This window comes from Rhodopirellula maiorica SM1 (assembly GCF_000346295.1).
GTDB lineage: Bacteria > Planctomycetota > Planctomycetia > Pirellulales > Pirellulaceae > Novipirellula > Novipirellula maiorica.
Genome location: NZ_ANOG01000761.1, coordinates 1 through 17,499, shown reverse-complemented (window position 1 = coordinate 17,499; position 17,499 = coordinate 1). Strand labels below are relative to the sequence as shown.

The 17,499-nt window shown below is 53.6% G+C and carries 15 protein-coding genes and 1 pseudogene; 7 read left to right on the top strand and 9 right to left on the bottom strand.

The window, feature by feature from the left end:
- From RMSM_RS24705 to RMSM_RS24695, 3 genes are all read right to left on the bottom strand, one after another.
- The coding region (locus RMSM_RS24705; protein WP_008702956.1) for a prenyltransferase/squalene oxidase repeat-containing protein at nucleotides 1-637 on the bottom strand (637 nt) is incomplete at its 3' end.
- A complete protein-coding gene (locus RMSM_RS24700) occupies nucleotides 634-1,227 on the bottom strand; it encodes a thioredoxin family protein (RefSeq protein ID WP_040769286.1) in 594 nt (197 codons plus the stop codon). The genes RMSM_RS24705 and RMSM_RS24700, both read right to left, overlap by 4 nt.
- A 186-nt stretch (nucleotides 1,228-1,413) precedes the next feature.
- Nucleotides 1,414-2,232 (bottom strand): enoyl-ACP reductase FabI, encoded by an 819-nt coding sequence (locus RMSM_RS24695; RefSeq protein WP_008702952.1) that lies wholly within the window; start codon nucleotides 2,230-2,232, stop codon nucleotides 1,414-1,416.
- Nucleotides 2,233-2,403: 171 nt separating this feature from the next.
- Between RMSM_RS24695 and RMSM_RS24690 the strand changes: the two genes are divergently transcribed.
- Nucleotides 2,404-4,437, top strand: coding sequence for a sigma-54-dependent Fis family transcriptional regulator (locus RMSM_RS24690; RefSeq protein ID WP_008702951.1), 2,034 nt, complete (start codon nucleotides 2,404-2,406; stop codon nucleotides 4,435-4,437).
- A 262-nt stretch (nucleotides 4,438-4,699) separates the two neighbouring features.
- On the top strand, nucleotides 4,700-5,443 hold the full coding sequence (locus RMSM_RS24680) for an alpha/beta hydrolase (RefSeq protein ID WP_008702950.1): 744 nt from the start codon (nucleotides 4,700-4,702) through the stop codon (nucleotides 5,441-5,443).
- Here the strand turns inward: RMSM_RS24680 and RMSM_RS24675 are convergent.
- Nucleotides 5,437-6,030 carry a hypothetical protein gene (locus RMSM_RS24675; protein WP_008702948.1) on the bottom strand — a complete coding sequence of 198 codons (594 nt, stop codon included), beginning with the start codon at nucleotides 6,028-6,030 and terminating at the stop codon, nucleotides 5,437-5,439. The two genes, RMSM_RS24680 and RMSM_RS24675, sit on opposite strands and share 7 nt — an antisense overlap.
- Before the next feature lie 373 nt (nucleotides 6,031-6,403).
- Between RMSM_RS24675 and RMSM_RS24670 the strand changes: the two genes are divergently transcribed.
- Entirely contained in the window at nucleotides 6,404-6,955 is a 552-nt protein-coding gene (locus RMSM_RS24670; protein WP_008702946.1) for a DinB family protein, read from the top strand.
- Between the two features lie 349 nt (nucleotides 6,956-7,304).
- Here the strand turns inward: RMSM_RS24670 and RMSM_RS40095 are convergent, their stop codons facing one another.
- Nucleotides 7,305-7,697 (bottom strand): hypothetical protein, encoded by a 393-nt coding sequence (locus RMSM_RS40095; protein WP_008702943.1) that lies wholly within the window; start codon nucleotides 7,695-7,697, stop codon nucleotides 7,305-7,307.
- 35 nt (nucleotides 7,698-7,732) lie between these two features.
- Between RMSM_RS40095 and RMSM_RS24655 the strand changes: the two genes are divergently transcribed.
- The 4 genes from RMSM_RS24655 to RMSM_RS24640 are packed head-to-tail and all read left to right on the top strand — an operon-like array spanning nucleotide 7,733 to nucleotide 11,107.
- Complete coding sequence (locus tag RMSM_RS24655; protein WP_040769282.1) at nucleotides 7,733-8,266, top strand: hypothetical protein; 534 nt, start codon at nucleotides 7,733-7,735, stop codon at nucleotides 8,264-8,266.
- A 37-nt stretch (nucleotides 8,267-8,303) separates the two neighbouring features.
- Nucleotides 8,304-8,699 carry a DUF4112 domain-containing protein gene (locus RMSM_RS24650; protein WP_008702942.1) on the top strand — a complete coding sequence of 132 codons (396 nt, stop codon included), beginning with the start codon at nucleotides 8,304-8,306 and terminating at the stop codon, nucleotides 8,697-8,699.
- Between the two features lie 45 nt (nucleotides 8,700-8,744).
- Nucleotides 8,745-10,148 carry an ArsB/NhaD family transporter gene (locus RMSM_RS24645; protein ID WP_008702941.1) on the top strand — a complete coding sequence of 468 codons (1,404 nt, stop codon included), beginning with the start codon at nucleotides 8,745-8,747 and terminating at the stop codon, nucleotides 10,146-10,148.
- A 14-nt stretch (nucleotides 10,149-10,162) separates the two neighbouring features.
- On the top strand, nucleotides 10,163-11,107 hold the full coding sequence (locus RMSM_RS24640; RefSeq protein ID WP_040769288.1) for a hypothetical protein: 945 nt from the start codon (nucleotides 10,163-10,165) through the stop codon (nucleotides 11,105-11,107).
- Between the two features lie 15 nt (nucleotides 11,108-11,122).
- Here the strand turns inward: RMSM_RS24640 and RMSM_RS24635 are convergent, their stop codons facing one another.
- The 4 genes and pseudogenes from RMSM_RS24635 to RMSM_RS24620 all read right to left on the bottom strand — a co-directional run bounded on the left by RMSM_RS24635 (nucleotide 11,123) and on the right by RMSM_RS24620 (nucleotide 17,267).
- The gene (locus tag RMSM_RS24635) at nucleotides 11,123-12,103 is read right to left on the bottom strand and encodes a type II secretion system F family protein (RefSeq protein ID WP_008702939.1); all 981 of its coding nucleotides are present in this window, start codon (nucleotides 12,101-12,103) and stop codon (nucleotides 11,123-11,125) included.
- 113 nt (nucleotides 12,104-12,216) lie between these two features.
- Nucleotides 12,217-13,185 (bottom strand): type II secretion system F family protein, encoded by a 969-nt coding sequence (locus RMSM_RS24630; protein WP_008702937.1) that lies wholly within the window; start codon nucleotides 13,183-13,185, stop codon nucleotides 12,217-12,219.
- Between the two features lie 166 nt (nucleotides 13,186-13,351).
- Nucleotides 13,352-14,670, bottom strand: a pseudogene (locus RMSM_RS24625) (CpaF family protein).
- Between the two features lie 599 nt (nucleotides 14,671-15,269).
- A complete protein-coding gene (locus RMSM_RS24620) occupies nucleotides 15,270-17,267 on the bottom strand; it encodes a M13 family metallopeptidase (protein WP_008702933.1) in 1,998 nt (665 codons plus the stop codon).
- Between the last annotated feature and the right edge of the window lie 232 nt (nucleotides 17,268-17,499).

Sequence of the window (17,499 nt, the reverse complement as noted above, 5' to 3'; positions counted from 1 at the left end):
GGGCCTTTAGCGTCCCAATCGCCGCGGCGGTTGGATTGACCCCGGCACGCTTTGCCGCGCGGATTTCGAGAAACCCGCCCTCGTCATGGGCTTGAGATTGTAGGAACCGCAGGATGCCATCGACATCGGGAACCGGCACCTCAATCAATTCATGACACAACACCGACAAGAACGTTTGATAGGTACTGCCAGCCCGACCTTCGGGTGTTTTCGCGAAACCGCCATCACCGGTCCGCAGCGTCGCAAGCAGATCGGCAATATTGTTCCGCCAGGAATCGTCCTCGTCCGCGATCACAACGGCGCCCACCGACAATTCACAGATCGCGGCAGCAAACACCAGCGAAATCAAATCGATGATCGATTCGCGGCGCTGCATACAACCACGCAGAAAGCGGGCGGCGTTTTCTCCTACCTCGGGCGTCAAACCATCCAAAATCCACAGCCCTCGCAACGCAAAGGCGGTGTAATACGGATCGCTTTCGCCTTCGCGTCCCGCGAAACCGCCATCGGCACGCTGTTGCGTGACGAGCCAGTTCGCATGAGCCTGGCGGACCTCGGGCGATAACCCCAGCGCCCCCAACGACAAACGCAGGGTCAATTCATGCAAATAGCTTTGCGGAGCCTCGTTGTCGCTCACGCAGTACCTTGCGGATTGAAGTACTGCGGTTCATTGCCTTCTTTCCACTTGATATTGCAACCCAGCGAAGGCGTTTGATTCTCACTCGGCTTCTCGCCTGCGAGCACGGCATCCAACGCGGCCCGCAGATCCTCGCCCGTCACCGGTTGGTCGCTCTTGGGACGACTGCTATCGAGTTGGCCTCGGTACACGAGTTTCGTTTGGTCGTCGAACAAGAAAAAGTCCGGGGTGCATGCCGCGTGATAAGCCTGAGCGACACTTTGGTCCTCGTCAAACAGGTAAGGGAATGCGTAACCACGCTCCGATTTCTCCTTCTGCATCGCTTCGGGATTATCGTCGGGATACTTGTCCGCATCATTGCTGCTGATCCCGACCACCGAAACGCCTTTGGCCATATATTCATCGGCGAGCAACTTGAGTTGGTCGGCCACATGCTTGACGTAGGGACAATGGTTGCACATGAAGATCACCAGCAACGCCTTGCCGCTCGAAACGTCGGCCAACGACACTTCGCCTCCGCCGCATTCGGGAAGTTTGAAATCGGGCGCGGCAGTGCCAAGGGGCAACATTGTACTTGCAGTTCTTACCATCAGAAATCCAATCGAGTCTTAGGATTAGAGGAAACGGGCTCAGGCCATCAAGAGAAGCCATCGCACTGATGTCGTGCGGTGAAAAACATTCCCGCTTCGCATGTCCCAATTCAAGGTCAGTGTCGAAGCGGGGACGGGTGTCGAAGCGGGGACGGGTCGAAGCGGGGACGGGGGCTGAAACGCCGTTTAGGACTGCTTCAATTGATCCAACAGACGTCCTGGGCTGCCCATCGCGTGGTATCCCCCATCGACGTGCAGAATGTCGCCGGTGATTCCATTGCTATCATCACCGAGCAAGAACGCGCCGGTCCGTGCGACTTCGTCGTGAGTCACGTTGCGGCCCATCGGCGCCATGTGCTCGTACATCGTCAACATTTTTTCGACACCCGCAGCCCGACCGGCTAGCGTACGGATTGGGCCAGCTGAAAGGGCGTTCACCCGCACCCCTAATGGCCCCATATCATAGGCCAAATAGCGCACCGTCGCGTCCAATGCTGCTTTACAGATCCCCATGACGTTGTAGCCGGGGACGCACTTCTCACCCCCAAAATAGGTCATGGTAGCTATCGCACCCCCCGGGTTCATGATACCCTTAGCAGCATTAGTACAAGCGATCAAAGTGTAGACACTGACATCCATCGCCAATTTAAATCCAGCGCGGCTTGTTTCAACGGTATCGCGAGAAAGGTCGTCGCGATCCGCAAACGCGATGGAATGCAGCATAAAATCAATTTTTCCAAATTGTTCTGCAGTGTGATCAAAAACACTGCGGATATCGTCGTCATTTTGCGCATCCATGGGTACAAGAAACTTCGCGTTCTCATACTTGTCAGTTAATTGCGAAACGCGACGGCGATTTCGTTGTCGTTCGTCATCGGCGCGATCTGGCAGATGGGTAAATCCACATTCACCACCTTGATCCATGATTTGTTTTGCGATGGCCCACGCGATCGAATGGTCGTTCGCCACGCCCAAAATCAGACCTTTTTTGCCTTTGAATTGCATCGTCACTTCATTCCTAAAAATCTTGGCGGTCACGTATGGAGACCGAGTTTTGCAAATATCGCATCAACAGTTTACGCGATTGAACTTCGCGCCGCGTGGCAACGAAGTCGTAGGATAACGGGTAAGTACCATCCTCGTCTATTTGTCTAATTTCGCTGAGGAAACCTTTCAATGACCGAGACACCTGCATTGATTGAATCCGACCGGTTCGATAATGAGTTATCGATGGATATTTTGAAGACATTGCAAGCAGACCATTCCCGTCATGATTTTTTAGACGTGGCGATTCCTGGAGTACTGCAATCGATGGGGGGAACCTTAGGCGGGTTGGTCAGCCAACGCAGCGGTAAATGGACACCGGAATGCTGGGTCGGAGAAAAATTGCCGTTTCCGCCTGAATTAGTCGGTGAAGCGTTTGAACGCGGTGTCACGATTTCGGCCGACGGTTGGCATGCGATCCCGCTGGCCCAACCGCAACGCGGCGGCACAATGGTTGGCGAACCATCGCCCAGTTCCGCTTTGGTGATGCGATTGGCCGACGACATGAGTCGAATCGAGCCGGCGAAATCGGCCCCTCACACTCAACCGATTGCCGACATGTTGTCGGCGGCGTTACACCGAATCGATACGCATGACCGCAATCTGCAGCGAATCGATCAATTGTCTTCGGTACTGCGTGCTGCGGCCCAGTGGCAGCAACTTGATGATGATGAAGCCTTGCTGCAACGAATTGCCGACACCGCCACGAAGCTATTGCACTGCGAACGCGCCAGCATCTTTTTGTGGGACCGACGCCGCAAGAAACTTGTCGGACGCCCGGCACTCGGTGTCCAAGGCAAACCGCTCGAAGTGGATGACAAAGCGGGCGTGGTCGGCGAAGTACTCAGCACCGGCGAAGCTAAAATATGGAACGGCAATAGCGATGACGATGAATCGCGAGTCAACCGCACAGTCGACCGTTCGCTCGAGTTCCAAACGCACTCATTGGTGGCCGTCCCGATGTGCAACCCGGTCGCCCACTTTGGTGCGAACACCAAACCAACTGCACACGGTCGCGAAGAAATCGTGGGGGTGTTTGAAGCGATCAATCGTCGCGGCGGATCGTTCGATCAATCCGACGCCATGCTGCTGTCGGACTTGGCACTGCACGCCGCTGCCGCGATCCACAGTCTGCAGACAAGAAAATCGCTGACCGATTCGCGTGACCGATTGGTCGACGATGCCGCCTCGAAAACTCAACTAATCGGCAATCATCCCTCGATTGACCAAGTGCGAAAGAACGCCCAAAAGGTTGCCGCAACCGATTTAACGGTGCTTGTGCTGGGCAGCAACGGCACGGGCAAAGAGGTGTTGGCGCGACACATTCATTACGAAAGCAATCGCCGAAGCGGTCCGTTTATTGCCGTTAATTGTGCGGCTTTGGTCGAGTCGTTATTGGAAAGCGAACTGTTTGGCCACGAGAAAGGCTCGTTCACCGACGCCAGCCAAACCCGAGTCGGCAAGTTCGAACTGGCCAATGGCGGAACGCTGTTCTTGGATGAAGTGGGCGACATGAGTCCCGGAGGACAAGCAAAATTGTTGCGTGTGCTCGAAGACAAAGTGGTCGTTCGTGTCGGAGGATCGCAAACGATTCCCGTCGACGTCCGCGTGATCGCGGCGACCAATCAACCGCTCGAACAACGGATTGCCGAAAAACGTTTTCGCGAGGATTTGTTCTTCCGCCTGAATGTCGTTTCGCTGACGCTTCCCTCGCTCGCTAAACGGGGCGACGACGTCTTGATGCTTGCGAATCACTTTCTAAAACATTTCGCCTATCAAATCGGACGAACGGTTCCGATACTCGATGCGAACGCGAAACTAATGATGTTGTCGCACCCGTGGCCCGGAAATGTCCGCGAGCTAAGAAACACGATGGAACGTGTTTGCTATTTGTGCAGTGGGGATCGGATCGGAGTCGATGACTTGATGTTGACCGGAAATTCGCCGCTGCAGTCGGGCGGCAACCGAGAAGCATCGTTTTTATCCAATGCCCCGGCGACGCTGTCCGATGCGACTCGCATCTATCAAATTGCCCACATCAATCAGGCGATCGAAAACTGTCGCGGCAACATGACCGAAGCTGCCGAGCGACTCGGACTGCATCGCTCGAATCTGTACCGCAAAATGCGTCAACTGGGGATGCCTACCTCGGGTGAAGGAGCGTAATTTTTTACCCGCCCGAATTTTCACGTGCCCGCTATTTCACGCGTCCGCTATTTCACTGGCCCGCTATTTCACTGGCCCGCTATTTCACTGGCCCGATCCAAGGACGTCACATTCACGCTGCGGGGCAACCACCTTTTCTAAGCTGCCGGGATCACCTAAAAACAGGGCTCCGCGGCCTATTCCTAGGCCGCAATCTGCCACGAAAATTCCGCCCAGCCACGCTGCGGTGGAGAGTCCATTTTCAACAAGCCCCTCACCGGTCATGCTCGAACCCCGCCGCACGCTTTACGGATCACTCGATTGCATTGTCATCGATGGAGGCCCGTCGCCAAAAGTTTTAGTCGTTCTGTGTCACGGCTACGGAGCTCCCGGGACCGACCTCGCTTCGCTGGCATTCGAATGGATCACACTGCTCGGCGAAGACGCAGGCGATTTCCGCTTCGTGTTCCCTGCGGCGCCGCAAACGCTGGCCGAAATGGGAATGCCCGATGGGCGTGCTTGGTGGCCGATCAATATGGCTCAACTTGCACAACACGTTCAATCCTCGTCGTTTAGCGAACTCCATACCGCCGTCCCGCCGGGAATCGATGAAGCTCGCCAATCGCTGAGCGAAAGCATCACAGCGATGAAAGCGGACATGGACGCCCCCACCGCTCCGCTGGTGTTGGGCGGATTTTCTCAGGGTGCGATGCTGACGCTCGACACGGCGCTGCGTGGGAATATCGATCCTCCGCAAATCTTGATCCTGTTCTCAGGAACGTTGGTTTGCCAATCGCATTGGACCGCCTCGCTCAGCCGGCTCGAGCAAACCCGCGTCTATCAATCGCATGGCAACGTCGACCCCATTCTGCCTTACTCCAGTGCTGTCGCGTTGTCACAGTGGCTAAGCGAAGCAGACATCGAAACGGAATTTCATTCGTTTCGTGGAGGACACACCATTGATGGTGAATCGATTGAACAGACAGCCAAATGGATGAGCCACTTGTCCCATGATTCGGATCAGTAGTCGCATTCCACACTGGAACTGCTCGAATCAGGAGTCCAATCGATCAGTGGACGGTGGGTAGCGTGAGCTCGAACGATCATGCAAACCAACGATGGGATTGCAAGTTCGCGATGTGTCGCCATCGAGATCACCGCCAAGTTGTACGAAACCATCGCAGCGTGCGATTTTTCTTGCGCGTCGGCGAGTCCTTTGATGCACCCACGGATCGATCCGTGGTGTGAAAGGACATCGTTGTCCTCGATTCGTTTTACCAGTGTCGTCGATGTCATCAACAATTGACGCTGTTCGTCGGCTAGAGCCTTTGCCGAAGTGCGGTTGGAACTGTCCGAACGCAGTTTTTTTAATGCGTTGTCCGATTTTCGAAACGCTTCGGCCAATTGGACCTGATACGCCATCTCGAAATCGCTCGGCAATGCATCAAGCAGATGCCCAACAATGAGATGCTCTTTTGCAATCGCTTCGACCAAACACTCAAGCGACGAATCGCAATGCTGTTGCATCTTGGCTAGTTGACGATATCCCGCAGCAATGATGACGAGGCCAGCTAACATCGCCATCGCGAGCAGTAACGCAATGAACTGTAGCAAAATACCCCCCTCGTACGCGCGTTGCTGATCTGAAATATCATTTGTAGCAGATTCTATTCCTCGACGTAATAAATTGAGTTCCATCTTTCTGATAGGATTGTATAAAAATTTTTGCAGGTTCCTGACATACAAAAACACGCCTCCCCCCCCTCGCTTGGCTGCAACAACCACATGCGACGCGGGCAAAACCACAGTGACGATGGAAATCGAAAATGTCGAATCGAGAAATAATCTATATCTTGGTATTATTTTGACATTGGTATCCTTAGATCAACTCAACTCGGTGGTCGTCCCATCATGCTGAATACAGGCTGCTTGATCGGTCGCCGCACAAATATTCCCTCCCACTCACCTCGTTGAATCACCTCGAACCATGACACCAATTGCGAGCCGGCGTCCAACGCCCGCTGAAACGACCTTGCCCTACCATCGAGAATTGATCGAGCGAGTCAGTGGTGACTGTGTCTTAAAGGCGATGGACAACCAATTGTTTACGATCTGCGAGTTGGCAGGCAGCTTGTGCACCGAGCAGCTCGACAAGGTCCACCCGCCCTATGCTTGGACGATTCGCCAAGTCTACGAGCACTGCAGCAATGCCGAACGGGTATTTGGTTATCGCATTATGCGATTTGCTGCGGGCGACACGACGGAATTGCCCGGATGGGATGAAAACCTGTATGCCGACAGCCGCTTTGGGCTTGGCAGTTTCCATCAAATCGTCAGCGAATTAGGAGCACTTCGCCAAGCGAATGTGGCCTTGTTGAGGCGAATCACTCCCAACGCATGGGATCGTCGCGGTGTCGCGGAAAAACAAACGGTCACGGTGCGGGCACTCGCTTGGATCGCAGCGGGACATCTGCAGCACCATTTGCAAATCGTTGCCGATCGCTGCAAGGTTCCGCTGAAAACACAAGCCACAATGTAGTTCCCACCGCAATCGAGATACGGATGGCTTGAAAACCGGTGTCGCCCTGAAAAGTAGAGGCGAAACGCCATTTCGCCTGCCCCCGCATCGGCATTACCCCGCGGAAGACTGGGGCGTGCTGGATGGGGACGGGCTAGATGGGGATGGGCTGGATTGAGGTGGGGGAAATTGCTCGGATCGATCTTGCTTCGCAGCCCCAACTTGGATTTGGGGTTGCTTTTGAAGCCCTGGGGCGTCTCGGGCTGCGAGCGGGTCCTGAAGATCCGGATGCATTTTCATCGTCGCCAATAACGCCAGCAACCGATCGGGGTGCTCTTGCCGATCCATTAACGTGTAAATCAACAGCAACTCACGCAGCCGCAACGGAGCGTACTGTGGATCGGGCAGTGAAGCCTGCGATAGATCCAGGTTCGCATGATATGCCAACAAATGAGAGGCATTTTCTCGGTCGCATACGCCAAAAACCATGCGTGGTAGGATACAGAAAATGATTGCTCAATCGCCACAGCATCGCGATGATCACGGCCAGGATGGTCAATTGGAAACCGGTGGCGATAACCAACGGAATCGGGCCCGCCGTCCCCGCTCCGTACAAGATCATCGTCCGCAACTGATACACGGCCATGATCATGATCCCCACAAACAGCAACGCAAAGACGCCTGCAATGAATCGGGTGGCAATGCCACACATGCGGTGAACGACGGGACGATGGGGCAGCGGCGGTGAATAAGGCGAAGACAAAAATTTCTCCCACGTTACAAGATGGCTTGAACGTCATGTCGACAAAAATCCACTCTCGATTTCCCCTTGCCGCACTTCTGTTAATCGTGCTGTCGTTGACTTCGCCGCTGAATGCATCGGATGTGGAACGCTATTCGCTCACGATGGACAAGACGAAGAAGCCGGGGGACCGTGGCGAGATCACACTGGCGGACGAACAACTTCAAATCCAGATTTTTTCCTCCACAGGTATTGGCAAGCTAAAACTGCAGCGTGGAACTACGGAAACCTCCTGGCCCAAAACCGTCGTTGTGAAAATTCAATACATCACTGGAAAGCCGCTCGCCGAACTCGAAGGCTTGACGCTGCGAGGCAAAGCGATCCTGGTTCAAGGTTCGCGGCGAACCAGCGGTGCAATGGACCAGTTCATTTTGACCGACCAGGGCACCAAATTCCAGAACTTACCTTCTCAAAAAGCCAAGATCCGTGTCTTGCCTACGAAAGAGGCGATGCAAATAGAGATTCCCGGCAAATTACTCTCGGACGAAACGAAGATTGAAATCCAGTGGATCGATTACTATCGCTCGTGATCATCCTATCTAAACCTATTTTTAGCAGTCATCCTTGATGCCCCACGCCAAAGCAAACGACCGATCTCAGAATCCCGATCTTGAAAAACTGTATCGTTTTGCCTCGATGTTGGATGACCGATTCCACATTCCGGGAACCAATATCCGGTTTGGATTGGACAGTTTGATTGGCTTGATTCCGGGAATCGGGGACGCCGCCACCGCCGTTAGCCATGGGTATCTGTTTTGGCACGCATTCCGGCTGGGAACGCGAAAGCGGGTGTTTTGGAAAATGCTGTTCAATGCCCTGTTGGATATTTTGGGCGGTGCGATTCCGGTGGTCGGTGACATTTTTGATGTTTACTGGAAAAGCAATCGCCGCAACGCCGACCTGATCGTGCGTGACCTAGAAAAACAAGGTCAACTCGGTGCTGGACGATCCCCCAAGACGTGATAGGTTGTGGGGGCTCTTCGTATCCTGTCTGCCTGCTCCGCATTGATGAACTATCCGATGGACTTGCTCGCTGCTGCTATAGAAGAAACGCCGATCGAACCCGCATCGGCTGGAATCATGTTGCTGTTCGCGGCCGTGATGATGGCGACTTACGTCGGTGTCGCGATTGAACGGTTCCATAAAACCGTTGCAGCGTTGTGCGGAGCCGCCGTGTTGGTGGTACTCGGTATCGCGCTGGATCTGTTTGCGTATCCCAAGATCTACGATTTCCTAAAAGAAGATCTGAATATCTTCGGTGTCATCATTGGCACGGGAATCCTCGTCGATGTCGTGGGCAAGAGCGGCCTGTTCCACTTTCTTAGCATGTGGATCGTGCGATTCACTGGCGGCCAAGCGAGCAAGTTGTATCTGACGTTGTGCTTGGTAACGTTCCTGTTTGTTTCGGTGCTGACGATCGTTCCCGCGATGTTGATTCTAAGCTCGTTGGTGCTTGTGATTTGTCGATCACTCGACTACAAGCCCGCTCCGTTGCTGCTGAGCGTCGCCATCTGTGCCAACAGCGGCGCGATCGCCACGTTCGCCAGTGGCTTGCCCAACATCATGATCGGGACGGCTGCGGGGATTCCGTATATGCAATTTTTGAAAGTCTCGCTGCCCTATGCGGTAATCAGTCTGTTCATCGCGATTGCATTTTTGCGGTTCTTTTTTCGCAACGAATTGCCTTGGAAACAATCGGCCGAACAAAAGGCGGCCTTGCAAGATCAAATCGAAACGTTTGATCCTTGGGCGTTGGTCGAGGATCGTAGGATTTTGTTGCGAAGCGCCACCATTTTGGCGTTGACCGTCGTCGGCTTTGCACTGGCACAGCAATTGGGCGTGGGGATGGATTTCGTCGCCATGGTCGGTGCGACCGCTGCGTTATTGTTTGCCGGCAAGGGAGTCGAGGATGCAATTCACAAAGTCAACTGGACCGTGATTCTGTTCTTTATGGGATTGTTTGTCATCATCGGATGTGTCAAACAAACCGGAGCTCTCGGCTGGGTCGCCGAACAGGTGATCGCACTGTCGGACAACCAACTGTCGTTGTTGGTTCCGTTGCTTGGCATTTTTTCCGCGGTTGCCAGTTCGATTGTCGACAACATTCCTGTCGCCGCCACCTTGATCCCGATCGTCCAGGACATCTCTGGTGACTCGGTACCAGCCGAACCGCTGTGGTGGACGCTGATCATCTGCTGCAACCTTGGCGGCAACGGAACGCCGATTGGTTCGATTTCGTGCGTAATTGCGATCTATGCATTAAAACGCGAAGCCGGGATCCACATCGGCTGGGGAACGTTTCTAAAACTCGGCGGCAGCATCATGTTGGTGCAAGTCGCTGGGGCGATTGTCTATGTGATGCTGGCTTACAACTTAGGTTGGATCCCCGATCTACCCACTCTCGCCCATTGATCGATGGAAAGAAAATGAACAACGAATCTGAATCCCATGACCTGGATCGCGAAGTCGATGCTTCGATGCGAATGTTCGAGCGATCCAAAGTTGGCCATGCCGCCGCAATCACTCCGATCGTGCCCGCGCGAGTACTGTGGGTTCTCGACGGCTCGCCGCAAGACGAAACGGGATTGACGTCCGCACTTGATTTGCGTGATCGCTTCAATATCGAAACACTGGTGCTGGACGCACGTGACAGCGTCAGCGGTGATTCGGAATTGGCCGCCAGCATGTGCAAGAAAATTTCGGGAGCTCGTCCGGTCAGCTCCGCCGAAGGCGAAGCCTATGAGAAGATCCTCGCGTCGCTTGATCGCCATGATGTGGATTTGGTGATTATCCCTTGTCCTTTCGGACGTTCGTTCGAGCACGTCGGGACCGACAGCGCCGGGACCGTGATCGACGTACTGCTCAGCCGCTGCCCTAAACCGATCCTGGTCATTCGACGTGACGACCAGCCCCTAGGCGAGTGCTGTCACACCGTGTCGATGATTGTCGGCAGCGAATGCGACATGGAACAACGTGCCGCAGGTTGGGTGTTTGGCTTAGCAAATGAAAAAGCGACCGTGACGCTTAATCTTGTGATCGAGAAAGAGCATTTCGAGAACATCCGCAGCATTCTCGAAGCGATCGATCCCGAAAAACCGTTTGAGCCGGAACAGTTCAGCGACGCGTTGACCAAGACGCATCAAACGATCCACGCCGCGATGGCAAAAACAGCGACGCAGCGTAACCTGAGTTACCGCTTGTCACCCCAAGCCGGTGAAATTGCACCGCCGAATCCACTCAGTGACAAGCACAAAATGCTGCTCGTCATGCCGTTGGAGGCCGACGATCGATTTGGCCAGGGGTTTGTCCAAGACCGCATTCGTCGCAGTCCCCACCCCGTGTTGATCGTCCCCGGACACACGTCCGGGTAACCGATCGGCAATCGATTATTGGCTGAGCATGTTGCGATACATGCTGATACCGGCAGGCCCAACCAGGACCACAAAGATGCCGGGGAAAATGAACAATACGAGTGGGAAAATCATTTTCACCGCTGTTTTTGCAGCCTTTTCTTCCGCGATTTGCCGTCGCTTGGTTCGCATCGCGTCACTCTGAACACGCAGGGCACTTCCCACGCTCGAGCCGAACTTGTCCGCTTGAATCAAAATCGAAGCCAACTGCTTTAGATCATCCACGCCGCTTCGTTGCCCGAGTGCGGTGAGCACTTCGCTTCGTGGGCTACCAAATTGCAATTGTTGGTTGGCCACGTTGAATTCTTCGCCGATATGACGATGACTCTTCTTCATTTCTTCGGAAACTTTCCGCAGTGCTTGGTCCATCCCGAGACCAGCTTCGACGCAAACCACCATCAAGTCCAATGCGTCAGGCAAACCGAGAAAGATTTTCTCTTTACGCTTCTTCGCCAAATGTCCGAGCACGAACTTGGGAAGCATAAATCCAACAATTAGACCGCCCAGCAATTTCACCAACATGCCTTGGGTCAATCCATCCGTGAAGATCCCCAACACGCCTCCGAAAAACAGTCCGATACATGCGATGATCAACTGAATTCCCTTGAACACCACTGGCGCGGTATCGCGGCGGAACCCTGCGTTCATCAACTCGACTCGCAACGCGCCCATCTCTTCTTCGCTGCCGGTCACCGTGTCCTTTAGTGGCGAGGTGGCCTTTTCGAGCGCCGCAGCCAGCTTTGCGTTCTTATCTCGTTTCTTGTCGATATCAGAAAGCTCGACTGCGGCTCCTCGAGAGCTACGCATTGCATCAAGACGAGCTTCGGCGCGAGGCTTGTCGTCACCGCTAACGCGTCCGAGCACGACCCAAGCGACACCGGTCACCGCAACAAAGATTGCGATCGACGTCAGCGTCACCGGATCCAAAGCAAAAGCGAGTATCGTGAATGTGTTCATGATAGGTAGTTCCTGGCAGAACTTGTTCGGCGAGATAAAAAATTCGAGAGGTTATAGCGTCAGATCGATGGAAACATCACGACGTCATCACGACGCTGTGACGATTGGCTTGCTTAAACTTTGATGGTGATAATTTTCTTAATCATCAGCGCACCCAACAATTGTGAAAACAATGCACCGCCGAGCATGTATTGACCATATTCGTCAGTGAACAACATCATCACGTAGTCGTAGTTCAATTTCAGCATCACGATGAACAATACCGGTGGCAACGCCAACAGCACCGCACCGCTCATCCGGCCTTCGCCCGTTAACGCTTGAATTTGACCTTGGATTTGCAGACGTTCGCGAACCAAGTGGCTGATCTTGTCAAGGATTTCAGCCAAATCGCCCCCAGTTTGACGCTGCAAAATAATTGCGGTGGCAAAGAAGCGAAGGTCCATATTGGGAACACGAGCCGCCATCCCCTCGATTGCTTCTTCGAGTGGAATCCCAAAATTTTGTTCTTCAAACGCCCGACCAAACTCAACCGACAAGGGTGCTTCCATCTGCTTGGCAACCAAGTCGAAACCTGCGTTCAACGAGTGCCCTGCGCGAAGCGATCGGCCTAGCAACTCGAGTGCCTCAGGCATCTGGTTACCAAATTTGTTTAACCGCCGCTTGCGTTTAAAAATCAACCAACCAACTGGTAGTGTCACGAAAGCCAACCCCACGATCGGCGCCAACAAAACCGGCAGAGGAGAGACCACGGTGACGGCAATACCGCCTCCGACCGCAGCCAAACAAATCGTGGCAAACTGCATCGCATTCATGCTGATGTCGGCCTGCTCGAGATAGTCGTTCAGCCCCGGTACTTCTTCCAAGAACTTGGCTAATGGATTGGTTGAGTTCTCGCCGCCATTGAGCAACAGCGACTTGAAATCCGATTCCGGGTTGTTCGTCGCCCCACGACGCGAAGCCATTGCAGCCAATCGGTCTTCTGCAGACGTCGAGTCCGAGTTTGGCATCAGGACGTTGATGGCAAATGCGACGATGGACGCAACAAAGACACCCACGGCGACAACGATGACGATTCCGCTCATGACAGGAAAGCTTTAATTCTCGAGGAAGTGGTTCAGGCGTGACCCGCTGTTCGCGTCAACGCGGCGGGCACTTGATGGCTCGGTTTACTTTGTGTTTTTGTAACCATGCATGTCGACGAGGAATCGACCTGCGACCGACACGCTTAAAGTGGACGGTATCCCGGACTTAGGCCGGCATGATCACGCGTTCGCGGAATGCACTGGCGGGCAAACGCACCCCGGATGATTCCAATTTGTCCATAAACGATGGCCGGACTCCGGTGCACTCAAAGTGACCGAATGCCTTGCCGTCTTCGTCAACGCCCTTTTGCACATAGCGATAAATGTCTTGCAATACGATCGTGTCTTGTTCCATACCAACCACTTCGGTGATCGCCGTCACCCGACGTGGACCGCCCTGCAAACGGTTAGCTTGAATCAAAACGTCGACCGCACCCGAAATTTGTTGGCGAATCGCTTTGACGGGCAAATCAAAACCCGCCATCATGACCAGCGTTTCCAAACGAGCGATCGCGTCACGAGGCGTATTGGCGTGAATCGTTGTTAACGATCCATCGTGACCGGTGTTCATCGCTTGCAACATGTCCAACGTCTCACCACCACGACATTCGCCGATGATGATTCGTTCGGGACGCATACGCAGTGCATTTTTGACCAAATCGGTTGCGGTCACCGCACCGGTGCCTTCGATATTCGGCGGACGCGTTTCCAATCGCACCACGTGGTCTTGTTGCAGCTGCAATTCCGCCGCGTCTTCGATCGTGACGATACGGTCATCGTGACCAATGAATGAGGAAAGTGTGTTCAGCAACGTCGTTTTACCAGAACCGGTACCCCGGCAATGATCATGTTCAAACGCGCCTTGATACAGCCTTCTAACAACATCACCATCTCAGGTGTGAAGGCCTTGTAATTCAACAAGTCTTCGAGCTTCAGCGGGTTACTACCGAAACGACGAATCGAAACCGCGGCTCCATCGAGTGCAAGCGGAGGAATGATCGCATTCACACGTGAACCGTCTTCCAAACGAGCGTCCACCATCGGACAGGTTTCGTCGACACGGCGTCCCACTTTGCTGACGATCCGGTCGATGATCTGCAGCAGATGCTTGCCGTCACGGAACTCGACGTCCGTCTTTTGCATCCGGCCGCCTTTTTCAACGTAAATGTTCTTGGGACCATTGATCAGAATATCGCTGACCTTGGGGTCTTTCAAAATCAACTCGAGCGGCCCAAGTCCGAGCACTTCATCGAGCACTTCGTCAATGATACGGTCGCGTTCCTGGCGGTTCAGCAGTGTGTCTTCGGCATCACAGAGATGCTCGACCACCAGGCGAATTTCACGAGTCAGCGTTTCGCCCTTCAATTCGCCCACACGTGACAGGTCTAGCTTGTCGACCAATTTCCCGTGAATGCGACGCTTGATCTCTTCGAACTGATGTTGACGATTGACTTCAGGTTTGGCTGTTTGTGTACCAGATCGCATGACTGGAAGTTCCCCGGTGAATGCTCAGACAATGTTTTATTCGACTTCGACTGCCATCCCTGTTTCCAAAACAAGGCTCAGATACGAAGCACGCTGCGCGAGTCATCACGTTACGTGAACCGCTCACCACCCCCTAACATGCCCATGGGGGGGACGCGGCACTCTCACGATCGAATGACCCACGAAAACATAGACCACGATTAGGGCACAGGTCGCCCAAACCGTACAAATTACGCCAGAAGCTTCCGGATAGAGAAAATTTGCCGACGCAACCCAACGTGCTCCTCGCGCGGAACCACAATGCATTGTTCCGGTCCTAGCGGATGCAACGATCGTCCTAGCGAAATTGACCACGAAAAGAAGGACGCACCCGAGCAGCCACAGCTCGGTCGGCGGGGCAAGGCTGAGCGGCGGAGAGAGGGGGGCGTGGATTCGCGATACGCCAGACAACAGCCAATAATTCGCTCAACAGAAAAGCGATCCCCACGAAGGCGTCGCGCGCGGATCGAAAACCAAGTCACCGCCGCGACCGCCATACGAAAGTCATCGCAACTTTCGTTACCTTGATTGATTCAGATGACATCCATGCCAAATCGAAATTACCAGATGCGGACACGTTCGTCCGGCGGCAAGTACAACGGGTCATTTGGCTTGACGTCAAACGCCTTGTACCAAGCATCCATATTGCGAACGATGCCGTTAACGCGATACTCACTGGGGCTGTGGGGATCGGTTATCAATCGCTTCAACAACTCTTGTTCGCGGTACAATCGTCGCCAAATTTGCGACCACCCCAGAAAGAACCGCTGGTCCCCGGTCAACCCATCGATCACAGGTGCCTCTTTGCCGTCAAGCGAAATTTGGTAGGCCTCGTACGCCAGACTCAAGCCGCCCAGATCACCAATGTTTTCACCAAGCGTCAAGTCACCGTTGACAAAGTTGCCTTCGACCGGTTCAAAGTCGCTGTACTGTTTCGAAAGGATTGCAGCGCGGCGTTCAAACTCTTCGCGATCACTCGGAGTCCACCACATTCGCAGATTGCCATGACCATCGTATTTGCTGCCCTTGTCGTCAAATCCGTGGCTCAATTCATGCCCGATCACGGCGCCAATCGCACCGTAGTTGACGGCATCGTCGGCAGCCATATTGAAAAACGGTGGCTGCAAAATTGCCGCCGGGAATACGATCTCGTTCATCGTCGGGTTGTAATAGGCGTTGATCGTTTGTGGCGTCATGTGCCACTCGTTGCGATCAATCGGACCACCTAATTTTTGCAAATCTCGCTGATGCTCGAAATTTGCCGATGCGATGATGTTGGATGCCAACGAATCAGGATCAATACTCAGCTTGGAATAGTCTTTCCACTCGTCCGGATAGCCGATCTTGGTCGTGAACAATCCCAGCTTTTCGATCGCTTGTTTCTTGGTCCCTTCACTCATCCAATCGCGCGTCTGAATCCGTTTCGCGAAAGCTTGTTTCAAGTTTTCAACCAATTCGTTCATTCGTTCCTTTGCTTCGGGCTTGAAATGCCGCTCCACATAAACTTGGCCCACAAGTTCGCCCAACACACCGCTGGTCGTGTTGACCGCTCGTTTCCATAACGGTTCTTGTTCGGTGATCCCGCTGATCGCGGTGCTATGAAAATCAAAGTGACGCTGTTCAAGCGATTCGGTCAATTCCGATGCGTAGGCGTCGAGCACATGAAACCGCAAGTACGCTTTCCATGCGGACAAATCAGTATCCGCAAACTGGGTTGCGAACGCGTCAATGTAACTCGGTTGCCGGACGACGTACTTGTCTTGGTCCTGAAGCCCGGTTGCCTTGGCATAAGCCTCCCAATTGAAACGACCAAATTGCTTCGCTAACTCCGTAGCGGTCGTGGCGTTGTAGGTTTTGTCGGGATCGCGATTCTCGGTCTTCGACCACTGCGACTGGGCGATTGCATGTTCAATTTTGTAGACGCTTTCGACATCGGCATCACTTACCGAACCAAACTGGCTTAGCAAATCGCGAATATAGACCTTCAATTGCTCGCGAAGCTCGACGTAACGTGGTACGTCTTCGAGATAATAATCGCGATCCGGTAACGTCAATCCCGCCTGGGTGACGTACACGGTGTACTGATCACTCTTTTTTGCGTCCACGCCAACAAATGTGGCAAACGGACCGTAAACGCCATTTCGCGACAGTGTGCCGAGCACCTTGGCAAGATCGGCTTTGGATGTCGCCGCATCGATCGTGGCGACCAAAGGTTCAATCGGCGAAATCCCTGCTTCGTTCCGCGATTGCATGTCCGTCACGCTGCGATACAAGTCGCCAATCTTTTGTGCCGCCGATCCCTTGCGACTCTTTTTTGCCGCCGACGCTTCGATCAATTCACGAACTTGCTCGCGAGTCTGATCATTCAAAATCGTGAAGATGCCATAGTCCGATTTGTCACCCGGAATCTGTGTCGTTTCCAACCACTTCTGATTGGCATATTTGTAAAAGTTCTCGCCAGGCGAAACACTCTCGCTAAACAGCGACTTGTCGATCCCCGAAACAGCAGACGTCGCTGCCGAAACCGTTTGTTGTGCATGAAGCGTTGCCGAAATCATCGGGCTTGCGATACCCCACAAGCACGCACTCGCTAAAAGTGAATTTCGATTAAAACCGATCAATGGTAGTCTCCGACTGAATTGAGTTGAATTGAAACGTTGGCGGTCCACAGCATCCGCTGTGCCAATGTAAGCAGGTAGGCAGGAATCATTGGGGAACTCCTGTTAGCCGCTTTGGCGCTAGCCACGGTTCCGACATTCAACCGGGGCTAGCGGCTTGTTGATTTAGTGA

Excerpts from the sequence above, each read along its gene's own strand:
- RMSM_RS24700 (WP_040769286.1), bottom strand. The coding sequence starts at position 1,227 with ATGGTAAGAACTGCAAGTACAATGTTGCCCCTTGGCACTGCCGCGCCC.
- RMSM_RS24695 (WP_008702952.1), bottom strand. The coding sequence starts at position 2,232 with ATGCAATTCAAAGGCAAAAAAGGTCTGATTTTGGGCGTGGCGAACGAC.
- RMSM_RS24690 (WP_008702951.1), top strand. The coding sequence starts at position 2,404 with ATGACCGAGACACCTGCATTGATTGAATCCGACCGGTTCGATAATGAG.
- RMSM_RS24680 (WP_008702950.1), top strand. The coding sequence starts at position 4,700 with ATGCTCGAACCCCGCCGCACGCTTTACGGATCACTCGATTGCATTGTC.
- RMSM_RS24670 (WP_008702946.1), top strand. The coding sequence starts at position 6,404 with ATGACACCAATTGCGAGCCGGCGTCCAACGCCCGCTGAAACGACCTTG.
- RMSM_RS24655 (WP_040769282.1), top strand. The coding sequence starts at position 7,733 with ATGTCGACAAAAATCCACTCTCGATTTCCCCTTGCCGCACTTCTGTTA.
- RMSM_RS24650 (WP_008702942.1), top strand. The coding sequence starts at position 8,304 with ATGCCCCACGCCAAAGCAAACGACCGATCTCAGAATCCCGATCTTGAA.
- RMSM_RS24645 (WP_008702941.1), top strand. The coding sequence starts at position 8,745 with ATGAACTATCCGATGGACTTGCTCGCTGCTGCTATAGAAGAAACGCCG.
- RMSM_RS24640 (WP_040769288.1), top strand. The coding sequence starts at position 10,163 with ATGAACAACGAATCTGAATCCCATGACCTGGATCGCGAAGTCGATGCT.
- RMSM_RS24635 (WP_008702939.1), bottom strand. The coding sequence starts at position 12,103 with ATGAACACATTCACGATACTCGCTTTTGCTTTGGATCCGGTGACGCTG.
- RMSM_RS24630 (WP_008702937.1), bottom strand. The coding sequence starts at position 13,185 with ATGAGCGGAATCGTCATCGTTGTCGCCGTGGGTGTCTTTGTTGCGTCC.
- RMSM_RS24620 (WP_008702933.1), bottom strand. The coding sequence starts at position 17,267 with ATGATTTCGGCAACGCTTCATGCACAACAAACGGTTTCGGCAGCGACG.